We start from the raw sequence: 17,964 nt of genomic DNA, 5'->3' as shown, positions 1-17,964 counted from the left end.
TGGCCGCCGGCTATCATGACGAATCATTTTCCCACCCGTCGATTGCGAGCGCCACCAGCCTGCGGAAAACATTGCGACAAACCGGTCGTCTCGAGTCGATCGCGGCGTACGTTCCGCCCGCTGCGCTCGAACAACTCCGCCAATATCGGGAGACATACGGGCGCTTTCACGATTGGGAAGTGTATTTTCCGCTCCTAAAATATCGGCTGTTGACCGCCACAGAGGCCGACTTGCGCCGCATCGCCGGCGTGGAGGAAGGGATCGAACACCGGCTGAAGCAACACATCGCCCACGCCGAAACGTTTGCCGCCTTCATTGCCGCCGTCAAAACGAAGCGATACACCTGGACAAGGCTGCAACGCCTATGTGCGCATGTGTTGACGAATTTCACAAAGGAGGAGCAAGCCAAAGCGGCCAACCCGACCTATATCCGGCTGCTCGGCATGAGTGAAGCCGGCCGCCGCTACTTAAAGCAGGTGAAAAAAAGCGCTGCGCTCCCGCTCGTCGCCAGAGCATCCAAACTCAACGGCGACTCTCTTTATGAGCAAGAAAAAAGAGCGGCAGCTGTGTACGCCGCCGCTTTTCCGGAGCCGCTCTACAGCGCCGCGCTGAAAGAAGAATACGCCACGGCGCCGATTTACGTTTCCGGCATCGAACGCAAATAACGAACTGCCTCGTCGAACGTATCGACCGGGACGATTTTCATATGCGTCCCGATTTTTTTCGCCGTCCGCACCGCCTCGCGATAGTTCGACGTCGGCGCACCATGTTCGTTCGGGGCGAAAAACACCTCGGCTCCTTCGCGGTCAGCGGCCACGACTTTTTGCGAAACACCGCCGATCGGCCCGACGTTTCCGTCAAGATCAATCGTTCCGGTGCCAGCGATTTTATGACCTTTTGTAATATCTTCATCGACAAGTTGGTTGTAAATTTCAAGTGAAAACATGAGCCCAGCCGACGGTCCGCCGATTTGTTCCGACTCCACGTCAACCGGCGGGTCGGTGCGGACGTCATAATCGGTCATGAGTGTCACCCCAAGGCCGACTTGGTTCGGGTGCTGTCGAAACGGCTTCAGCTCGAGCTCTGTTTCCTGCCGCTTCCGGCCGCGAATGAATGCGACGCGGACGCGATCACCCGCTTGTTTTCCGCGAATGTAGTTGACCATCTGCTCCGATGTGCCGAGCGGCTTTCCGTCGATCGCGACGATGCGATCGCCGGTCTCTAGACGGCCGGCGGCCGGCATATCAGGGAGGACGCTCATGACATAAACGCCATGAGGTTCATACGACACCGGCTTTCCGGCGTGGCGATAAGCGACGATGATCGCCGCTTCCTTCGACTGTTCCATGAGCTCAAGCTGGCGCATCGTATATTCCTTGTCGCTCTCCCCTTCCTGCTTGATTTCCTCGACCGGATGAAGCTCATAAAAAGGGCGGATATGGGCAAACAAATACGCTATCACATTCGCCCGCCCCATCCGCACCGTCGTAAGCATAAACGTTCCCTTATCGCGGTCGCCGTTTTCCACGTGAACGAGCGGCTTTAAACTTTGCGCGCTTCCCGGCATCGTCACATAATACGGCAGCTTCATAAAAATAAGCAGAAAGGTGAGGGCGGCGCCAAAGAAAAACAGGGCAATATACGTCCGTTTTTTCATTCGTGTGATGGCTCCTTCCACTGTTCGATCGCTTGACGGATCGCTCCCACTTGCTTCCGCGCCTCCTCTTCCCCGCGAGCGATGATTTCCTCAATATCCTTGAACGCCCGCGAGCTATACTGTTCGACTCGCGGCCGGATCATAACGTCTGAGGCGAGCTGACGGTGAGCTACCAGTTCCGCTTGCAAAATATCGAGACTCTGCCAAATGACATCGGCGATCGACGCAATTTCCGCCTTTGTATTGAGCGGAGAGACATCGACGGCGATGACAATATCCGCTCCCATCGCTCGGACGACCGACACTGGCACCCGGTCAACGACGCCGCCGTCGACAAGCAGTCTGCCATTCACCTCCGCCGGCACAAAAATGCCAGGAATCGAGATGCTCGCCCGCACCGCCTGGGCTGCTTCCCCTTGCCGAAACACGACTTTCTCCCCTGTCTGCAAATCAGCGGCGACAACAGCCACAGGCGGGGACATCTCCTCGATTCGTTTCCCTTTCGTCAACAAGCGAATAAACTGCGTGATGCGCTCGCCAGCGATCAGTCCCATTTTCGGCACCGTCCAGTCAAGAAAATCGTTGCGTCGAAACGATTGAGCCAACCGATAGAGACGATGGAGGCCATGGCCGCTTGCGTAAAGGACGGCGACGAGCGCGCCGATGCTGCTGCCGGCCAAATAGGAAATCGGAATATGCTCCTCCTCGAGCACTTTCAATACCCCAAGATGGGCGAACCCGCGCGCTCCTCCCGACCCGAGCGCCAATCCGACTTTTGGCGGCACGCCTCCTCCCCCCTTTGTCGCAGCGCTATCCGCTTTCATCTTATGGTCTAAAACGCCCCCCTATGCTCGTATATTAGGTTATATGAGGTTGTACTACAAGAAACCGCACGGCAAAAAAAGGGGGGGGAAAAGTGAAACAAAATTGGGGGGCGAAATGGAAAACCGTATTGCTCGCTTCCGCCGCCACCTTGTTTGCGTTTTCGCTCATTTGCTATCCAAAACAGTCGCTTGAAGCGTCCATTCGCGGTTTAAATATGTGGTGGGAGGTCGTCTTTCCATCGCTTTTGCCGTTTTTTATCGTCTCGGAGCTGCTCATCAGCTTCGGCGTCGTCAGCTTCCTTGGCGTCTTGCTCGAGCCGCTCATGCGCCCGTTGTTTCGCGTCCCGGGCGTCGGCGGATTCGCCTGGGCCATGGGAATGGCGTCCGGCTACCCGTCTGGAGCCAAGCTGACCGCCCGCCTGTACCAGGAAAAACAGCTGACGACGATTGAAGCCGAACGGCTCTCGTCGTTCACCAATTCATCCAACCCACTTTTTATTTTTGGAGCTGTATCAGCGGGATTTTTCAACAACCCGCAACTCGGCCTTGTGCTGGCCGTTTCCCACTATTTAGGAAACATTAGCGTTGGGCTGATCATGCGCTTTCACGGCATCCGAAAAGAACGGAGGCAATCGAAGCGGCAGCCACGCTCATTTTCGCTCCCGTATGCGCTGCGCACACTGCACCGCACGCGACTGAAAAACGAACAGCCGCTTGGCAAACTTCTTGGCGACGCCGTGCGCTCTTCTGTCCAAACACTGTTAATGATCGGCGGTTTTATTATTCTCTTTTCGGTTATGAATAAACTTCTGTATATGATGCATTTGACCGAACAGCTTGCCCCATTGCTGCGCCATCTGCTCCGCCTTGCCCAGCTGCCGGAGCAGCTTGACATCCCAGTGTTTTCCGGCTTGTTTGAAATTACACTCGGCAGCCAAATGATCAGTCAGACCGATGAGGCGATGCTGATGGAAAAAGCAGTGGCAACAAGCTTCGTCCTCGCTTTTGGCGGTTTTTCCGTCCAAGCGCAAGTCGCCAGCATTCTCGCCGAAGCGAACATCCGCTTTCAGCCGTTTTTCATCGCGCGCTTGCTGCACGGAGTGTTTGCCGCTTCCTTTACATACTTGCTTTGGAAACCGTTGTACATCAAAACAGCCGGCGGGATGCCGACCCACATCCCAGCGTTTCTTCACGCCGCAAAAGACAGCGCTTGGAATGAAGGCTGGCGGTTGCTGCAGCAATACGGGCCGCTCCTGACACTGTTGTTCCTTTGCCTTTATATATGGCTCGTCATCAAGGCGGTCAGTAAATCGCGCGGGCGCTCATAAGACGCTTGAGCGCCCAGCTTTTTGGCAGCAAAAAGCCATCGGGGCGGTTCGCGTCGTCTCAGCCGTGAGCCGCCCTTGACGGCAAAACCGGGCCGGCGCCGACTGCAATGTTCGCTTAAGCGGCTTTCATAAGGAAGCGTCAATCAGCGGCCGTGGACGCAAATTTCCGCTTCAGCGCCTGCTCAACAACCGGGGGCACGAGCTCGGAAATATCGCCGTTGTATTTCGCCACTTCTTTGACGATGCTCGAGCTTAAAAACGCATACTGGCTGTTCGTCATCATAAAAAACGTTTCAATGTTTTCATCAAGAACGCGGTTCATCGACGTAATTTGCATTTCGTATTCGAAATCGGACACAGCGCGCAAGCCGCGCAAAATGGCATTCGCTTTTTTGCTGCGGGCGTAATCAACAAGCAGGCCGTGAAACGCTTCGACATGGACGTTCGGAAGCGTCCGCGTCACCTCACGAAGCAGCTCGATCCGCTCCTCGACAGTAAACAGCGGCTTTTTCGACGAGTTGTTCAACACCGCCACATACACTTGATCAAACACTTTCGCCCCTCGTTTAATAATATCCAAATGCCCGTACGTCACAGGGTCAAAGCTCCCGGGGCAAACCGCAATGCTCGCCATCGCTTCCATCCCCTTCCCATCTATAAATCGTCACACCGGTGATACCGTATGTTTCCCGCTTCCATCGTGTCAGGCCGCCGACCTCCTCCGGCAGCTCCGCCTCCGCCGAGTGTTCAGCGACGACGACGCCGTGCGGTTCCAGCAACTGACGCCCGGCGATCGACGACAGCAACGTCGGCCACTGTTTCTCTTTGTACGGCGGATCAAGGAAAATAACCGCAAAGCGGAGGCCGCGCTTCGCTACCGCCTTCAGCGCCCGCTCGGCGTCGTTGCAGTAAATTTCCGCCCGCTTCTCAAGCCCGCAGGCCGCCACGTTTTTTCGGACCGTCTGCACCGCTTTCCTGTCTTGATCGACGAAAATGACGCGCTCGATTCCTCGGCTGAGCGCCTCGATGCCCAAGCCGCCGCTGCCAGCAAACAAATCAAGACCGTTGCCGCCTGAGAAATATGGCCCGATCATATTAAATATCGCTTCTTTGACTTTATCGGTCGTCGGCCGCGTCGACATCCCTGGAACCGCTTGCAGACGCCGTCCTTTGCATGTCCCGGAAATGACTCTCATCGCCTTCACCCAATTCACCGTTTCAAGGTGGCCTTGTCATCCATTTGATTCGTTGTTTTCATGGTAATCTTACCATAAAGTTGATGATCGTCAAACTACGGAATTTTTTCGCCATTCATGTATAGAAATCGGCAAACGGTCCATAATGAGTAATGGCAACACGCTTGACGCGTTGTTGCCAGTGACGGAGAAGACTTACGTTTCCCCATAAGTTCTTCCTCCGGTTTCTCCTCTCCCTTTTCTTTATTCTTTCCGATCCTTGTTCCGCCCTGCGCGGAGGCAAGGAACTGGAAAGGGCCTTGCGGGTTCATTTCCGCAAGGTTTTTTTTGATTGCAATTCGCGAGGATGGCCGGTAAAGTTAAGGGTGGACGATGCTTGCAAGGGGGAACGATTCATGATCCAACGATTTATCGAACTTGGCGAAGGATATTCCGATATATATGAGCTGATTGCATTGGCGAAGGCCAACCGCCATCGTTTGTCCGGATTCTTTGTCTTCCATACGGTGAAAAAAGGCCAGGCGGTCGTCTCCTTGGCCGTTGTCCTTCATCCGACGGATCCCGGCGATTTCCAACCACTTTACATTTGCCGTGAAGGCATTCCCGATCCGTCCGTCAAGCCAAACAAACGGTACGAACTATTTATGGAAACCGCAAAGGAGCTGGGCATGGACGTCATTCACCTTGATGTTAAGCCATCGACGATGTTCGCTGAACCCGATTTATATTACCAACATTTGATCGGCATTATGCGGATGAATCGCTTCATCCCGCCGCTGCAGTAAACAAAGAAACAGCGGGTCGAAAAGCCGGTGCCGGCTTTTTTTCGACCCGCTGTTTTCCTTCATCCAAGCGGATACGGGGAGTCTTTTTCCTTCTCCCCTTTCGATTCAAATTCCAGTTTTAAAAATGGGCGGTACGACGGCTCGACCCGCTTGACGAACGGAAGCGAGGCGAGCTTTTTCATTACATGGTCGACTTGCTCCATATCACAATACAGAACAGCATACTTCAGCCGTTTGGAAATGTAATGAATGTTGCCGAACTTGCGCAACTGTTTCCCATATTTCAGCGAATGAAGCCAAACGATAATCCCTTGCCGTTTTGGAAACATAGTCCCTTCCCCTTTTTTATGTGCGGCAGCCGCAGCTTCCGCCCGCCCCGCAGCCACCGGAACAGCCCGCCGACAAAAAGTACGGATTTCCGGTCGGCACTTTCACATGTTCGGACACCGCTTTGCCGATCAGCACGCTGATCTCATCAAGCAACTCTTGCATCGCCTTCTCCGCCTCCTTAAAGGCGGCGACCGTCTCATGCAAATCGAGCTCCCGCTTCGCTTCGCGCACTTCTTTCATCACGTCGCGGTAATCAGGATGGTATTTTCCGAAGCGCTGCACTTCTTCGTAGCGCTCCTTCAGCTTGACAAAGCGAGCGATCAGCTGCTGGGCGCGGCGGTCTTGCTTCAGCCGCCAAAAGGCGCGGCGGTATTCGTCCGCCACGTCCGACTCGACAATCATTTTGGCCAACGCTTCTGCTTTATCTAAAATCTCGATGCGCTCGAGAGTCGCAATCTTCACCAAATGGCACCTCCATTATCCATCATACCATGAACGAAAAGAAAATGAAAAGGAAAGAGATAGCAAAGAAGCAAACAAAAAAGGCGATCCAGACTGTGCCGAATCGCCTCTGTTCGCCTTTTAAACGATCGTCGTCATCTCTATCGGATGGCGACGTCAAATTCGTGCGTCATGCCGGTTGCTTTCCCATCATTGTAGACGAGCTCAAGACGGATGGTATGTTTCCCGCTCGGCAAACCGCGCACGATAAAGGCGGCCGTGTATACTTCCGTCATTTTTTGCCCGTTGACATAGACATTAATGTGTCCGCCGCCGCTCCCTTTGCGGAACGGAAAGTGGACGGCAACACATTCAATGAATACGTCGCTTCCTTTCACTTCATGCTTCACCTGAAGCGGACCGCCCACTGCTTCGGCGTGAGCGGAGGACGACGGCGCCGGCTCAAAGAAGGCATACGCCGCAAGCAATATGACAGCCGCAAACCATGCAAACCACTTTGGCAAAGACATCACTCCCTTTCGAAACTAGTCTTTGCCATTGGCCGCCCGATTAGTCGCGCATGGCTTTAAACATTTGCCACATAAGCGACGCCATTTGCAACGATTGGGAGATTCTTTCCACTTTGTCAGGGATCGTCAGCTCATAGTGGCGCAAGGCGGCCAATTGGAACGTCGACAGTTCATGCGGACGGCGGGCAAGGAGCCGGTACCAGCGCGGCTGTTCGCGCAAAAACGCGCGCAACATCGGTGTTCCTTGTACATATTGCCATACATCTTTCCTCATCGCCACCACCCTTTAATCTTTGCGGAACGAAAACGGATGCGCTTCTTTGTTTCTTTGTTCTTGACCGGCCCCTTGAAATTCGGAAAGAATGCTTTGGATCGCCGCGATCGCCTGCTGGACGTTCGCCAAATGTTTTTGCACATCGGCTGCATCGATCTGTCCAAGCATAGACGCGAGCTTATCGAGCCATTTGTTCGTTCCTTTTTCCTCCTCTTTTGCCGCACCGTTTGTTTCCCGATACGGCTCCCATATGTCATCGTCTTCCCCGAACAAATACCAATCCTCATACACTTGTTTCCACGTCTTTTTGCCACTGCGCACCTCTTGGATGATTTTTGGATGTTTTTTCACAAACTGTTTAAACTGTTCAACGGAAGGATGCAGAGGCTTGACCATGGCGGTTCTCATCCCTTTCGTCCACTCATGCCTATCTGCCATATCATATCGCATCCAACAAAGAGAGGTGCGCCCAATTTTTAGAGCGGCGTAAAGAAGTTTTGCGTATAGTAATCGGCGTAGACGCCAACGCCCAAGCGGGTGAACTCTTCGTTCAACATAATTTTCCGATGGTTTTGGCTGTTCAGCCATCCGATGGTCGCCTCAACGCCATCGACTTGATGGGCGGCGATATTTTCCCCGGCAAGCTGGAACGGAATGTGAAGCGCGCCAAGCCGCCTCGATAAATCGCCATACTGCGGCGACTCGTGGGAGAAAAACTGGTGATCATGCATATCTCGGCTATGTTTTTCCGCAGCGGCAGCGGCCTTGTCATCCCACATGAGAGAGGAAAGCCCATGGCGACGGCGGATCAAATTCGTCCAGTCAAAAATTTGCTTCGCGTTGGCCGCATCAACAGCCTGTCGCTTTTCTTCCGACAGCGGCGCGGCCGCCGGCAGGCTGCCGCGGTAAACGAGCTCGTACGGCCGCAACTTGACGAACGTTTCTGCATCCATCAGGCGGATCGCCGCCACCTCGCCGGTAAAGCGGTCAACATACAGCTGAGCGTAGACGCTGCCAACTTTGACAACCGGCCTTGATGAGTAATCTTGTTCAGACAGCTCAAACCGGTATGTCCCGTTGCCTAGCTTAATCTCAATGTTCGATAGCACCGGCATCGTTTGAAAAATCGTCTGCAACCGCTGGCCGACCGCAAACGGTTCAACGTTCACCTTCTCTCCGCCGACAAGGGCGGTGACGACGCGACCGCGCAAGATGCCAATCTGCACGTACGACTCGGGTCGACGGCTGTACACCCACCAGTCATATCCGTAAGCTGACGGGTCGATTCGGTCTGGGGCGCCAAACAGTTTTTTCGCCTCTTGCGCCGATTGCCCGATCAACGCAACGATGCCGGCCGTCGCCTTCGGCTCTTTCAACATGTATCGATTCGTCTCTGGCTGCTCCGGGGGGCTCGGGGGCGGCGGACTCGGCACAAAATAATACAATCCAATCAAGAAAAACAAAAAAAGGAAAAACCATTTCACACGGCAACTCCCGCTTTCTGCGCAATCTCCTTATTGTCATTATAGCTGTTTTTTAGAGGCAAAAAAAAGAGGACGCCCAAAAAGAGCGCTCCTCCTCGAAAGAAGCCGTGTCCGTTGCATTTGTCAATGGATGGCGTCTTGTTCGGAAATCTCGCTTAACGCACGACCCGCGCGTTCATCAGAATAGCGGTTCGTCGCCAAATCGCCGAGCGAGATGATGCCGACCAAACGCCCGTTTTCTACGACCGGGAGGCGGCGAATTTGGTGACGTGCCATCATATCTGCTGCCTTTTGCACCGAATCGTCCGGAGAAAGCGTGACGAGATCGCGGCTCATCACTTCCGTCACCGCAGTCGAACCAGGACGTTTTTCAGCCATGCCGCGCACGACAATATCGCGGTCGGTAATCATTCCGACAAGGCGGCCGTCATCGACAATCGGAATCGCCCCGACGTTGAAATCGCGCATTTTTACCGCCGCTTCGTAGAGATTGTCAAGGGGGGTGCAATATTGCACATCCGTTGACATGACGTCCCGTACCGTTTGCATTCTTCGTCTCTCCTTTCTACCCGTATTGTGCGCCGGATCACACAAAAAAATGCGAGCGAAACGGAAACAACGGCAAACAATTCGTTGAAAAGCAAACCGTTTTCGTACTATTATAAATGAGGGGATGATTTCCTGTTTGGCGCTTTTACATACTGTGTTGTTAGGAGGAAGAAGGATGAAGTTTGAAAATACCGGACTGGAAAATCAGACGGTCGAACTATCCCGCCTTGATGACATTATGGAGCGCCTCGGCTTTGTACGCGCGGCGCAATGGGATTATGAACGGGTCACATACGACCGGAAATACGTCGTGAAAGAAGGCACCTACTATTTGCGCGTTCAAGGATACGCCATTGAGGGAAACGTCGATTCGCGCTATGCACTCATTAAGCTGCTCACGCCGATTTTAGGGAAACATTACTATCCACACGGCGTCGAATACGGCGATGATGAGCATTTTCCGTCCTCTCTTGTCAGCCAATGCCAAAACGTGTTGGCGCAGGTCAAAAGCGAGCTTGAAAAAATCAAAGAATAATCAAAAAACGCATGAGAGCGCGGTTCTCATGCGTTTTTTTCCGGCATGACAAGCCGTTTGACAACAATGTCGACCGCCTCGGCGACATATGGCGTCATCGCGGCGATCTCCTCGGCAATATGCTGTTGCAGCTGGCGGCAAACTTCCATCACCGGCGCCCCATATCGAATGGACATCTTTACCGTGACGCGGCACCGCCCGCCTTGAGCAACGGTGATGAACACCTCACAATCGTCAAGGGCGACCTCCGTCTGGCCGCGCACACACATCATGACAATTGTCAATAGCGTCGCCTCTACGGCGCTCCGTTTCCGATAGCGAAACGTGTTCACCGCCTTCCCCCCCCCGCTGCACAAAATCACGTCTATACAGGCACGTTGTATTCTATATAGATGCAATTTAAGTTTTGGTTGCATCTATATATATGTTATGCAGCCATCCCTGCCCTTGCTCCTTGCCCGCCGGTTAAAAACCGAGCACCGCCTTGATGAGCGACGTTGTTTGGCCCCCTGGATAGAGGACATAAAGCAGCCAATAGACGACGACCCCGGTTGAGGCGCTGCCAAACCAAATGATGCTGGTGATCGGCCCAAGCCGACGATGGCGGGCCCTCTTGTCTTTCAATCCCGTCCAAATCGTGACAAGGCCAAATACGGCGCCAACTGTCGCCAGCACAATATGGAAAATAAGAAACAGCGTATAGTACACTTTGACGTTCTCCGGCCCGCCAAAGCTCGTATTGCCGATAAACAACGTCCGCGACATGTAAATGGTGAAAAACAGCAAAGCAAACACCGCTGCCGTCAGCATCACCTTTTTATGCGCTTCGATCCGCCTGCGGCTGATCAAATACCACCCATAAGCAACAAGCAAAGCGCTGATCACGATGCAGCTCGTGCTGATTGTCGGTAAAACGGCCATCGCTTCTCTCCCTTTCTTCTTTGTTCATCGTTGGCGGCCAACCGCGCTTTACAGTTTGGTCGGCCGCGGCTCCATATCCATGCTTGGCTCTTTCTCCCGCTCCTTCCGATACCATTCGGTGAAGATGAAGAACAGCATCGTCCCGTACACGATTTCCTGGATGATTTTCATCAACACTCCGCCGAGCTGCTGATCATGGAGCGGCGACATCGATAAAAACATTTGCGGCCCGGTCAAATCAAGCGAAGCCAGCGTCCCTTGAGGAACGCATAGAGCCAGCGCGGCCATCCATGCTTTCGGGTCAGTATACGTCGCATAAAGCGGCGTATCGGTAAAAATGATGAGCGCGCAAGCCGGGGTCAACAGCATGCCGTCAGCGAAAATGTAACCCATTTTTTTTAGGCCGGACAACGTTTGCCAATCGGGCAGCTTGTTGACAAGCGGCCACCACATGCAAAACGCGGCAACGAAAATGACCGAGGTAACAAACGCATGCAGCCACATATTCATTTTCACAGCGTCAAAAATGAATGGAACGTGATAAAGCGAAAACAAGCCGTTAAACAGCAGCAACGCCACAATTGGCTTTGTCAACAGCCGAAACACGCGGCGCACTGCTGTGATGCGGAATGCGCGCTCATAAAGCGGCGCCGGAATGCCTAAAATAAAACATTGCGGCACGATCAAATACAGCACTGCCATTTGCACCATATGGGCGGTGAACGTCAAATGGCCCATCAAATCCAACGGAGACCCTTTGCATATATAAAGAAGCGCAATCCCGGTCAAAAAATACGCTTTCTGCTTCTCCGAAACGGCATCACCGAGGCCGAAACGCTGCCGCCATGGCCCGGTGATCCCAATGTACAGCAACGCAACCGCCGCTAACATAAGCAAAAAAAACGGACTCCAAAGGGCAACGGGGCCAAACATTTGCAGCGATTGAAACATACGAATCCCCTCCTGATTTGTCCTTTCCCATTATACTATACGACGCCGCGCCAAGGCTATTGAAAAAGGGGAAACCGGTGCAAAAACCGATTCCCCCTTTTCTTACCACCAAACGACTGTTGTAAACGCCCAAACAAGTAGAAGCATAACCGCCACACCGCCGTAAATAAACATCGCCGGGAATTCGTGGCCTTTATGGCTCATGTGCATGAAATAATACAGCTGAAATGCGACCTGCACGGCGGCTAAAAGCAAAATAAACGGAACGACAAACCAATGGGAAAACTCTTCGTAACCAACGGCGGCGAAGGCAATGAGCGTCAACAAAATCATCAAAACGAATGCAATCATTTGATGGCGCATTTCTTCCGCATTTTTCCGGCGGCGATACGCTAAGTCGATGCGCTCATTTCCTGAATTCGTTTGGTTCGCCATACGTTCACCCCACCATTCCCATCAAGTATACAACGGTAAAAATGAACACCCAGACAACATCGATGAAGTGCCAATAAAGGCTCGCGACGTAAAACTTCGGGGCGTTGTATAAATTCAACCCACGCTTAGCGTTGCGAATCATGAGCGTCAAAATCCAAAGCAACCCGAACGCGACGTGGCTTCCGTGCGTGCCAACGAGCGTGTAGAACGCTGAAGCGAAAGCGCTGGTCGTAAACTTATGGCCTTCATGCACATATTCATTGAACTCGTAAATTTCCAAGCCCAAAAAGCCGGCGCCAAGCAAAACGGTAATGCCAAACCAGAGCTGCATCTTTTTAAAGTCAAAGTTTTTCATATGATAAATGGCATACACGCTCGTCAAGCTGCTGGTTAGCAGCAGCATCGTCGCCATGAACACGACCGGCATTTGGAACAGTTCTTCCGCCGAAGGGCCGCCGTTCGTTTTATCTTTGAGCGCCAAATAGGTGGCGAAGAGAGAGGCGAACAAAACCGTCTCTCCGCCTAAAAAGAGCCAGAAGCCAAGAAACTTATTTTTCCCCTCAAGGGTGGCGCGTTCCGGCGCGGCCGGAAACGTCTCGGCCGTCAATTTTTCCTCTGCATGCATCAGGCGTTCGCCCCCTTCTTCTCAAGTTCAAGCACTTCTTCTTTGTGGATGTGGAAGCCGTGATCATCGATCACCGAGCGCAAGAACATCGAACCGAGCGTAATGAGCAAGCCAAGAATGCCGACCGGCAAGCCCCATCCAGCATCGTTATGATACGTAAAGCCGAAGGCGGCGACAAACAGGCCGAACGCAATGACAAACGGCAAAAACGACGAATTCGGCATATGGATGTCGCCAAGCGGTTCGGCTGGCGTCAATTCGTTTTTGCCTTCCATTTTTTCGAGCCAGAAAGCGTCCAGCCCGCGGACGAGCGGCAGTTGGGCAAAATTGTACACCGGCGGCGGCGAAGCGATCGCCCATTCGAGCGTGCGGCCGTCGCCCCACGCATCCCCCGCCACTTTTTCTCCTTTTGCGGTTGTAATCACGATGTTAATGAGCAAAATGACCGTGGCGGCCGCCATAAAGAACGCGCCGATCGTACTGATCAAGTTGCCAGTCTCCCATCCTTGATGCGGCAAATACGTAAACACGCGCCGCGGCATCCCTGTCAAACCAAGGAAGTGCTGAATAAAGAACGTTAAATGGAACCCGATAAAGAACAGCNAGAACGTAATTTTGCCGAGCGTTTCATTCAGCATGCGGCCAAACATTTTCGGCCACCAATAATGCGTGCCCGCGAGCAAAGCGAACACAACCCCGCCGACGATGACGTAATGGAAGTGCGCAACGACGAAATAGCTGTCATGGTATTGATAGTCCGCCGCCGCCGACGCCAACATGACCCCGGTCACCCCGCCCATGACGAACGACGGGATGAAGGCGACGGCATAATGCATCGGCGTTGTGAATTTGATGCTTCCGCCCCACATCGTAAACAGCCAGTTGAAAATTTTGACTCCTGTCGGAACGGCGATCGTCATCGTCGCGACGGCAAAGATGGCGTTCGCAATCGGCCCCATCCCGACCGTGAACATATGGTGCGCCCATACCATGAACCCTAAGAAAGCAATAAGCACCGTCGCAAACACCATTGACGAATAACCGAATAGGCGTTTGCGCGAGAACGTCGCGAAAATTTCCGAGAAAATGCCGAACGCCGGCAAGACAAGGATGTATACTTCCGGATGGCCGAACACCCAGAACAAGTGCTCCCAGATGATCGTATTGCCGCCGGCAGCGGGGTTAAAGAAGTTGCCGCCAAACAATCGATCCATCATCATGAAAATCAAGCCGACCGTAAGCGGCGGAAACGCAAACAAGATGAGCGCCGACGTCACAAACGTCGCCCATGTGAACATCGGCATGCGCATAAACGTCATGCCCGGAGCGCGCATGTTGATGATCGTCACAAGAAAGTTAATGGCACCCATGATCGTTCCGAAGCCGGAAATTTGCAGCCCGAGCGTATAAAAGTCGATGCCATGATGCGCTTTTGAGTCAAGCGACAGCGACGCATACGACGTCCAACCAGCGTCCGGTGCGCCGCCTAAAAACCATGAACAGTTCAAAAACAAACCACCGAAGAAAAACATCCAGAATCCAAGAGCGTTCAAAAACGGGAACGCGACGTCGCGCGCGCCGATCTGCAGCGGCACGACTGCGTTCATAAAGGCGAAAACAAGCGGCATCGCAGCCAAGAAAATCATCGTCGTCCCATGCATCGTCAACACTTCGTTATACAACCCGCCGACAAGGAAATCGTTGTTCGGCTTGGCGAGCTGAATGCGGATGAACAACGCCTCGAGACCGCCGAGCAGGAAGAAAAACCCGCCGGCAATCAAGTACAGATGGGCGATTTTTTTATGGTCGACCGTTGTCAAATAATCCCACAAAACGGCGCCAACACCCTTTTTGCGCGCGATTGTACTCACGGTGAAACCTCCTTCTCATGCTTTATTCCACTTTTAAGCTCATCAAATATTTCGTCAATGCATCAATTTGCTCTTCCGTCAAGTGGCCATATGTACCCGCCATTTTATTTCCAGGCTTCACGCTGTTCGGGTCTCTCAGCCATTTTTTCAGATTTTCTTCATTATGCTCCAAAATACCGGCGATTCGTTCGCGATCGCCAAAGTTCGCCAAGTTCGGCGCCGTGCGCGCTTGCACCGGACGCTTGTCCACAGGCGTCACCGCATGGCAGCCAATACAGCTTTTATTGAAAATCGCTTCCCCTTCTTTGGCAACCGGATCGGTGACAACCGGTTTTTTCGCATTTTGCATCTTTTTCACCCAGGCGTCAAATTGGTCGCGCGGCAACGGCCGAACTTTAAAATCCATCAGCGCATGGGACGGACCGCAAAGCTCCGCACATTTGCCGTAAAAGACGCCGCCGGCCTTATCGGTCGCCTTTTGGTCAAAAACAAGCCAAAATTGGTTTTTGTTGTCGGTGTTCGTATCCATTTTGCCGCCGACCGCCGGAATCCAGAACGAATGTTTGACATCCGACGCAATCAAGTTGAAATACACTTTTTCATTCGTCGGCACGACCAAATCTTGGCTCGTGATAATGCCGTAATCCGGATATTCAAACTCCCACCAGTATTGGTTGGCGCGAACATTGACGACAACTGTATCCTTATCTCGTTTTTTGTCGTTCATCGCCTTGACATCGGCCAGTTTAAACGTGGTTGATACCGTCGGCACGGCCAAAATGAGCAAGAGGATGATCGGAATGACAGTCCAGATAATTTCCAGTTTATGGCTTCCTTCCACTTGCTTCGGGATTTTATTTTCTTCCCCCTTGCGCCGCCGGAAGCGGATGACAACGTAAACGAAGATGATCGCCACGACGACAATGACGAGCACCATGATCGATGTGCTCAACAACATGAGCGAATACTGCATGTCCGCTACTTCACCGGCGGGCTGGAGCGTCGATAAAAACGGTTTGCCGCAACCGGCGAGCAACAGCGCCATCATCCCGAACAGGGAAAATAAGCGCCAGTTACAGAGCCCCTTGTTCATAGCCTAATCAAACCCCTCTTTCTTTGATGGATAAATGTATATAAATTCTTTCACTAAAGAAAGAATTTTATCTTAATTCACCAAAGCGTCGCGATGATCATCGCCACGAACAAAATCGTCAAGTAATTGAGCGAATAGACGAACATCCACTTCGCCCATTTGATGTCATCTTTCATTTTCAAACCTGCCAATCCCAGCAGCAGCCAGCCGACATTGAGCAGCGTGGCCACGATTAAAAATGGAACGCCAAGCGAGAACAAGTAAAACGGCAACGGCAGCAAACATGCCACCCAAACGATGATTTGCCGCTTCGTCATGGCGAATCCATGGACGACCGGCAGCATCGGGATGCCGGCTGCACGATATTCTTCGCATCGCTTCATCGCCAACGCCAAAAAGTGCGGCGGCTGCCATAAAAACATGATCAAAAACAAGATGAGCGGAACAATATGAAACTCCGGATCGACCGCCGTCCAGCCGATAACCGGCGGCACCGCGCCGGAAATGCTGCCGACAACGGTGTTGATCGTGTAATGGCGCTTCGTCCAAAGGGTGTATAAAAAGACGTACGTCGCCATACCGATCAATCCAACGACGGCAGCCGTAACCGTTGTCATAAGCAGGCCCATCTCGCCGATTGCGACAAGACCAATCCCAAGCCAAAGCACCCGCCGCGGATCCATCGTCCCGGTGACGGTCGGGCGTGCTTTCGTCCGCTCCATATATTGATCAATGTCGCGGTCAATGTAGTTGTTGATGGCGCATGAACCCGCAATGACAAGCGCTGCTCCAAACAGTGTGAAAAAGACAAGATGCAGGTTCTCCAAAAAGTGTTCCCCAGTAAAATAAAACGCCAGCCACATTCCGGCGAACGTCGTAATCAAATTGGAATTGACGATTCCGATTTTCACAACAGACGATAACTCTCTCCAAACTGCCTTGACGCTCACATGCGAGCGATGCCCGGCATCGGCCGCATCCTGGTGCACCGCTTTCAATTCGGCCATGTCTCCTGTTCCTCCTCGCTGCGCCGCTCCTTGCCCGGCCGGCGCCGTGATGTTGCCTGAAATTCTTTCCAACGCCAAATAGCAAAAACGGGCTGTTTCCTCTTTATATTAAATCACATTTTTTCCTCATCATGTGAACTTTTTTTGAATAATTTGTGTCAAATTTTTGAATCCGTATGCCCCAAACGGTTCATTCGCTTGTCCCATTAATATTTCTAGCAAACTTAATCGACTTATTCAATATGCAAACGTCATTTTGTGTTTCCCGGCGCCATCGTGTAAAATAGACTTGGCTTAGCGACACGGTTGGCTGCAATAAAATCCATCACTTTACTAATATGGACAAAATCACAATTTCTCAATACAAGAAGGTGAAGATTTTGCAACGTTCACTGAAATGGTTTGCCTCGGCAACCACGTTGGCAATGTTGTTTGTTTTAATTGGCGGAGCGCTTGTGACCAAAACCGGCTCCGGCATGGGGTGCGGCCGATCATGGCCGCTGTGCAACGGCCAATGGGTGCCGGATCACATTACGCCTGAGCTCATCATCGAGCTGAGCCATCGACTCGTTTCCGGCCTTGCCGGCATCATGGTGCTCATCCTTTCCATCTGGGCATGGAGAGCCATTGGCCATGTGCAGGAGACGAAGTTTTTAGCGGTCATATCGTTTGTCTTTCTCGTCTTGCAAGGGCTGATCGGCGCCGCCGCGGTCGTGTGGGGGCAGTCCGATTTCGTCCTCGCCTTGCATTTCGGCATTTCGCTCATTTCGTTTGCCGCTGTGCTGCTATTGACGCTATTGATTTTTGAAATCGACAAAACGTTTTCCGCCGCTTCGCTTTCGCTTGACGGCAAAATGCGGTTTCATATTTACGGCATCACCATATACTCATACATCGTCGTCTACACCGGAGCGCTCGTGCGCCATACGAACGCCAGCCTCGCTTGTCCGAGCTGGCCGCTTTGCGCGAAAACGCGCCTCCTCCCGGTTCAGTTTCATGAATGGGTGCAGATGGGCCATCGATTGGCCGCTGCTGTCATCATCATTTGGATCGCCGCCGCCGCGATACATGCCGTCCGCCATTACCGCAGGCAGCCGGTCATCTACTACGGATGGCTCATCGCCCTTT

24 protein-coding genes and 1 pseudogene are annotated in these 17,964 nt (G+C 52.6%); 5 read left to right on the top strand and 20 right to left on the bottom strand.

Going from position 1 to position 17,964, the window contains the following annotated elements; translation table 11 throughout:
* A partial coding sequence (locus VU18_RS19265) for a nucleotidyltransferase family protein (protein WP_047757790.1) occupies positions 1 to 665 on the top strand: 665 nt, incomplete at its 5' end.
* Here the strand turns inward: VU18_RS19265 and VU18_RS04695 are convergent.
* Together VU18_RS04695 and VU18_RS04690 are read right to left on the bottom strand one after the other, a co-directional pair.
* A complete protein-coding gene (locus VU18_RS04695; RefSeq protein ID WP_023634051.1) occupies positions 638 to 1,657 on the bottom strand; it encodes a SepM family pheromone-processing serine protease in 1,020 nt (339 codons plus the stop codon). The genes VU18_RS19265 and VU18_RS04695 overlap by 28 nt on opposite strands.
* Positions 1,654 to 2,442: a patatin-like phospholipase family protein gene (locus VU18_RS04690; protein WP_011230601.1), complete on the bottom strand. Its 789-nt coding sequence runs from the start codon at positions 2,440 to 2,442 to the stop codon at positions 1,654 to 1,656. The genes VU18_RS04695 and VU18_RS04690 overlap by 4 nt, the downstream gene beginning before the upstream one ends.
* Before the next feature lie 131 nt (positions 2,443 to 2,573).
* Here VU18_RS04690 and ylbJ point away from each other — a divergent pair, with 131 nt between their 5' ends.
* Entirely contained in the window at positions 2,574 to 3,809 is a 1,236-nt protein-coding gene (gene ylbJ, locus VU18_RS04685) for a sporulation integral membrane protein YlbJ (RefSeq protein WP_011230600.1), read from the top strand.
* Positions 3,810 to 3,948: 139 nt separating this feature from the next.
* Here the strand turns inward: ylbJ and coaD are convergent, their stop codons facing one another.
* Both coaD and rsmD read right to left on the bottom strand, forming a co-directional pair.
* Positions 3,949 to 4,443 (bottom strand): pantetheine-phosphate adenylyltransferase, encoded by a 495-nt coding sequence (coaD, locus tag VU18_RS04680; RefSeq protein WP_011230599.1) that lies wholly within the window; start codon positions 4,441 to 4,443, stop codon positions 3,949 to 3,951.
* The gene (gene rsmD, locus VU18_RS04675; RefSeq protein WP_011230598.1) at positions 4,409 to 5,005 is read right to left on the bottom strand and encodes a 16S rRNA (guanine(966)-N(2))-methyltransferase RsmD; all 597 of its coding nucleotides are present in this window, start codon (positions 5,003 to 5,005) and stop codon (positions 4,409 to 4,411) included. The genes coaD and rsmD overlap by 35 nt, the downstream gene beginning before the upstream one ends.
* A 395-nt stretch (positions 5,006 to 5,400) precedes the next feature.
* Here rsmD and VU18_RS04670 point away from each other — a divergent pair, with 395 nt between their 5' ends.
* On the top strand, positions 5,401 to 5,790 hold the full coding sequence (locus VU18_RS04670; RefSeq protein WP_011230597.1) for a hypothetical protein: 390 nt from the start codon (positions 5,401 to 5,403) through the stop codon (positions 5,788 to 5,790).
* 59 nt (positions 5,791 to 5,849) lie between these two features.
* Here the strand turns inward: VU18_RS04670 and VU18_RS04665 are convergent, their stop codons facing one another.
* The 7 genes from VU18_RS04665 to VU18_RS04635 all read right to left on the bottom strand — a co-directional run bounded on the left by VU18_RS04665 (position 5,850) and on the right by VU18_RS04635 (position 9,398).
* The gene (locus VU18_RS04665) at positions 5,850 to 6,119 is read right to left on the bottom strand and encodes a YlbG family protein (RefSeq protein WP_011230596.1); all 270 of its coding nucleotides are present in this window, start codon (positions 6,117 to 6,119) and stop codon (positions 5,850 to 5,852) included.
* Positions 6,120 to 6,135: 16 nt separating this feature from the next.
* Entirely contained in the window at positions 6,136 to 6,582 is a 447-nt protein-coding gene (locus VU18_RS04660; protein ID WP_011230595.1) for a YlbF family regulator, read from the bottom strand.
* 140 nt (positions 6,583 to 6,722) lie between these two features.
* Positions 6,723 to 7,091: a hypothetical protein gene (locus VU18_RS04655; RefSeq protein ID WP_015374350.1), complete on the bottom strand. Its 369-nt coding sequence runs from the start codon at positions 7,089 to 7,091 to the stop codon at positions 6,723 to 6,725.
* A gap of 40 nt (positions 7,092 to 7,131) precedes the next feature.
* Positions 7,132 to 7,365: a YlbE-like family protein gene (locus tag VU18_RS04650; protein ID WP_011230593.1), complete on the bottom strand. Its 234-nt coding sequence runs from the start codon at positions 7,363 to 7,365 to the stop codon at positions 7,132 to 7,134.
* Between the two features lie 12 nt (positions 7,366 to 7,377).
* Positions 7,378 to 7,761 carry a YlbD family protein gene (locus VU18_RS04645; protein WP_014195361.1) on the bottom strand — a complete coding sequence of 128 codons (384 nt, stop codon included), beginning with the start codon at positions 7,759 to 7,761 and terminating at the stop codon, positions 7,378 to 7,380.
* Positions 7,762 to 7,841: 80 nt separating this feature from the next.
* On the bottom strand, positions 7,842 to 8,849 hold the full coding sequence (locus VU18_RS04640) for a CAP domain-containing protein (RefSeq protein WP_011230591.1): 1,008 nt from the start codon (positions 8,847 to 8,849) through the stop codon (positions 7,842 to 7,844).
* Positions 8,850 to 8,972: 123 nt separating this feature from the next.
* The gene (locus tag VU18_RS04635; RefSeq protein ID WP_023634054.1) at positions 8,973 to 9,398 is read right to left on the bottom strand and encodes a CBS domain-containing protein; all 426 of its coding nucleotides are present in this window, start codon (positions 9,396 to 9,398) and stop codon (positions 8,973 to 8,975) included.
* Between the two features lie 175 nt (positions 9,399 to 9,573).
* On the opposite strand from VU18_RS04635, the gene VU18_RS04630 reads away from it, so the two are divergent.
* Positions 9,574 to 9,933 carry a YugN family protein gene (locus tag VU18_RS04630; protein ID WP_011230589.1) on the top strand — a complete coding sequence of 120 codons (360 nt, stop codon included), beginning with the start codon at positions 9,574 to 9,576 and terminating at the stop codon, positions 9,931 to 9,933.
* Between the two features lie 26 nt (positions 9,934 to 9,959).
* Here VU18_RS04630 and VU18_RS04625 read toward each other — a convergent pair whose 3' ends face one another.
* The 9 genes and pseudogenes from VU18_RS04625 to cyoE all read right to left on the bottom strand — a co-directional run bounded on the left by VU18_RS04625 (position 9,960) and on the right by cyoE (position 16,836).
* Positions 9,960 to 10,265 (bottom strand): Asp23/Gls24 family envelope stress response protein, encoded by a 306-nt coding sequence (locus VU18_RS04625; protein ID WP_011230588.1) that lies wholly within the window; start codon positions 10,263 to 10,265, stop codon positions 9,960 to 9,962.
* Positions 10,266 to 10,398: 133 nt separating this feature from the next.
* A complete protein-coding gene (locus tag VU18_RS04620) occupies positions 10,399 to 10,854 on the bottom strand; it encodes a DUF420 domain-containing protein (RefSeq protein WP_011230587.1) in 456 nt (151 codons plus the stop codon).
* Positions 10,855 to 10,902: 48 nt separating this feature from the next.
* Entirely contained in the window at positions 10,903 to 11,805 is a 903-nt protein-coding gene (gene ctaG, locus VU18_RS04615; protein WP_011230586.1) for a cytochrome c oxidase assembly factor CtaG, read from the bottom strand.
* Between the two features lie 102 nt (positions 11,806 to 11,907).
* The gene (gene ctaF / locus VU18_RS04610) at positions 11,908 to 12,240 is read right to left on the bottom strand and encodes a cytochrome c oxidase subunit IVB (protein ID WP_011230585.1); all 333 of its coding nucleotides are present in this window, start codon (positions 12,238 to 12,240) and stop codon (positions 11,908 to 11,910) included.
* 4 nt (positions 12,241 to 12,244) lie between these two features.
* Entirely contained in the window at positions 12,245 to 12,865 is a 621-nt protein-coding gene (ctaE, locus tag VU18_RS04605) for a cytochrome c oxidase subunit III (RefSeq protein ID WP_011230584.1), read from the bottom strand.
* Positions 12,865 to 13,468, bottom strand: a pseudogene (locus VU18_RS19260) (cbb3-type cytochrome c oxidase subunit I); the annotation flags it as partial. The pseudogene VU18_RS19260 and the gene ctaE, both read right to left, overlap by 1 nt.
* A 1-nt stretch (position 13,469) precedes the next feature.
* A partial coding sequence (locus VU18_RS04600) for a cbb3-type cytochrome c oxidase subunit I (protein ID WP_236687286.1) occupies positions 13,470 to 14,736 on the bottom strand: 1,267 nt, incomplete at its 3' end.
* A gap of 22 nt (positions 14,737 to 14,758) precedes the next feature.
* Complete coding sequence (gene coxB / locus VU18_RS04595; RefSeq protein ID WP_033025030.1) at positions 14,759 to 15,829, bottom strand: cytochrome c oxidase subunit II; 1,071 nt, start codon at positions 15,827 to 15,829, stop codon at positions 14,759 to 14,761.
* Between the two features lie 77 nt (positions 15,830 to 15,906).
* Entirely contained in the window at positions 15,907 to 16,836 is a 930-nt protein-coding gene (cyoE, locus tag VU18_RS04590; protein WP_011230581.1) for a heme o synthase, read from the bottom strand.
* A gap of 380 nt (positions 16,837 to 17,216) precedes the next feature.
* On the opposite strand from cyoE, the gene VU18_RS04585 reads away from it, so the two are divergent.
* Positions 17,217 to 17,964: heme A synthase (locus tag VU18_RS04585; RefSeq protein ID WP_236687285.1), on the top strand; the 748-nt coding region annotated here is incomplete at its 3' end.

The sequence above is a fragment of the Geobacillus sp. ZGt-1 genome (assembly GCF_001026865.1).
Lineage (GTDB): Bacteria > Bacillota > Bacilli > Bacillales > Anoxybacillaceae > Geobacillus > Geobacillus thermoleovorans.
This window is presented reverse-complemented; position numbering and strand designations above follow the sequence as displayed.

Coding starts and splice junctions, on each gene's coding strand:
- VU18_RS04695 (WP_023634051.1), bottom strand. CDS start 1,657: ATGAAAAAACGGACGTATATTGCCCTGTTTTTCTTTGGCGCCGCCCTC.
- coaD (WP_011230599.1), bottom strand. CDS start 4,443: ATGGCGAGCATTGCGGTTTGCCCCGGGAGCTTTGACCCTGTGACGTAC.
- rsmD (WP_011230598.1), bottom strand. CDS start 5,005: ATGAGAGTCATTTCCGGGACATGCAAAGGACGGCGTCTGCAAGCGGTT.
- VU18_RS04670 (WP_011230597.1), top strand. CDS start 5,401: ATGATCCAACGATTTATCGAACTTGGCGAAGGATATTCCGATATATAT.
- VU18_RS04665 (WP_011230596.1), bottom strand. CDS start 6,119: ATGTTTCCAAAACGGCAAGGGATTATCGTTTGGCTTCATTCGCTGAAA.
- VU18_RS04655 (WP_015374350.1), bottom strand. CDS start 7,091: ATGTCTTTGCCAAAGTGGTTTGCATGGTTTGCGGCTGTCATATTGCTT.
- VU18_RS04650 (WP_011230593.1), bottom strand. CDS start 7,365: ATGAGGAAAGATGTATGGCAATATGTACAAGGAACACCGATGTTGCGC.
- VU18_RS04645 (WP_014195361.1), bottom strand. CDS start 7,761: ATGGTCAAGCCTCTGCATCCTTCCGTTGAACAGTTTAAACAGTTTGTG.
- VU18_RS04635 (WP_023634054.1), bottom strand. CDS start 9,398: ATGCAAACGGTACGGGACGTCATGTCAACGGATGTGCAATATTGCACC.
- VU18_RS04630 (WP_011230589.1), top strand. CDS start 9,574: ATGAAGTTTGAAAATACCGGACTGGAAAATCAGACGGTCGAACTATCC.
- VU18_RS04620 (WP_011230587.1), bottom strand. CDS start 10,854: ATGGCCGTTTTACCGACAATCAGCACGAGCTGCATCGTGATCAGCGCT.
- ctaG (WP_011230586.1), bottom strand. CDS start 11,805: ATGTTTCAATCGCTGCAAATGTTTGGCCCCGTTGCCCTTTGGAGTCCG.
- ctaF (WP_011230585.1), bottom strand. CDS start 12,240: ATGGCGAACCAAACGAATTCAGGAAATGAGCGCATCGACTTAGCGTAT.
- ctaE (WP_011230584.1), bottom strand. CDS start 12,865: ATGCATGCAGAGGAAAAATTGACGGCCGAGACGTTTCCGGCCGCGCCG.
- coxB (WP_033025030.1), bottom strand. CDS start 15,829: ATGAACAAGGGGCTCTGTAACTGGCGCTTATTTTCCCTGTTCGGGATG.
- cyoE (WP_011230581.1), bottom strand. CDS start 16,836: ATGGCCGAATTGAAAGCGGTGCACCAGGATGCGGCCGATGCCGGGCAT.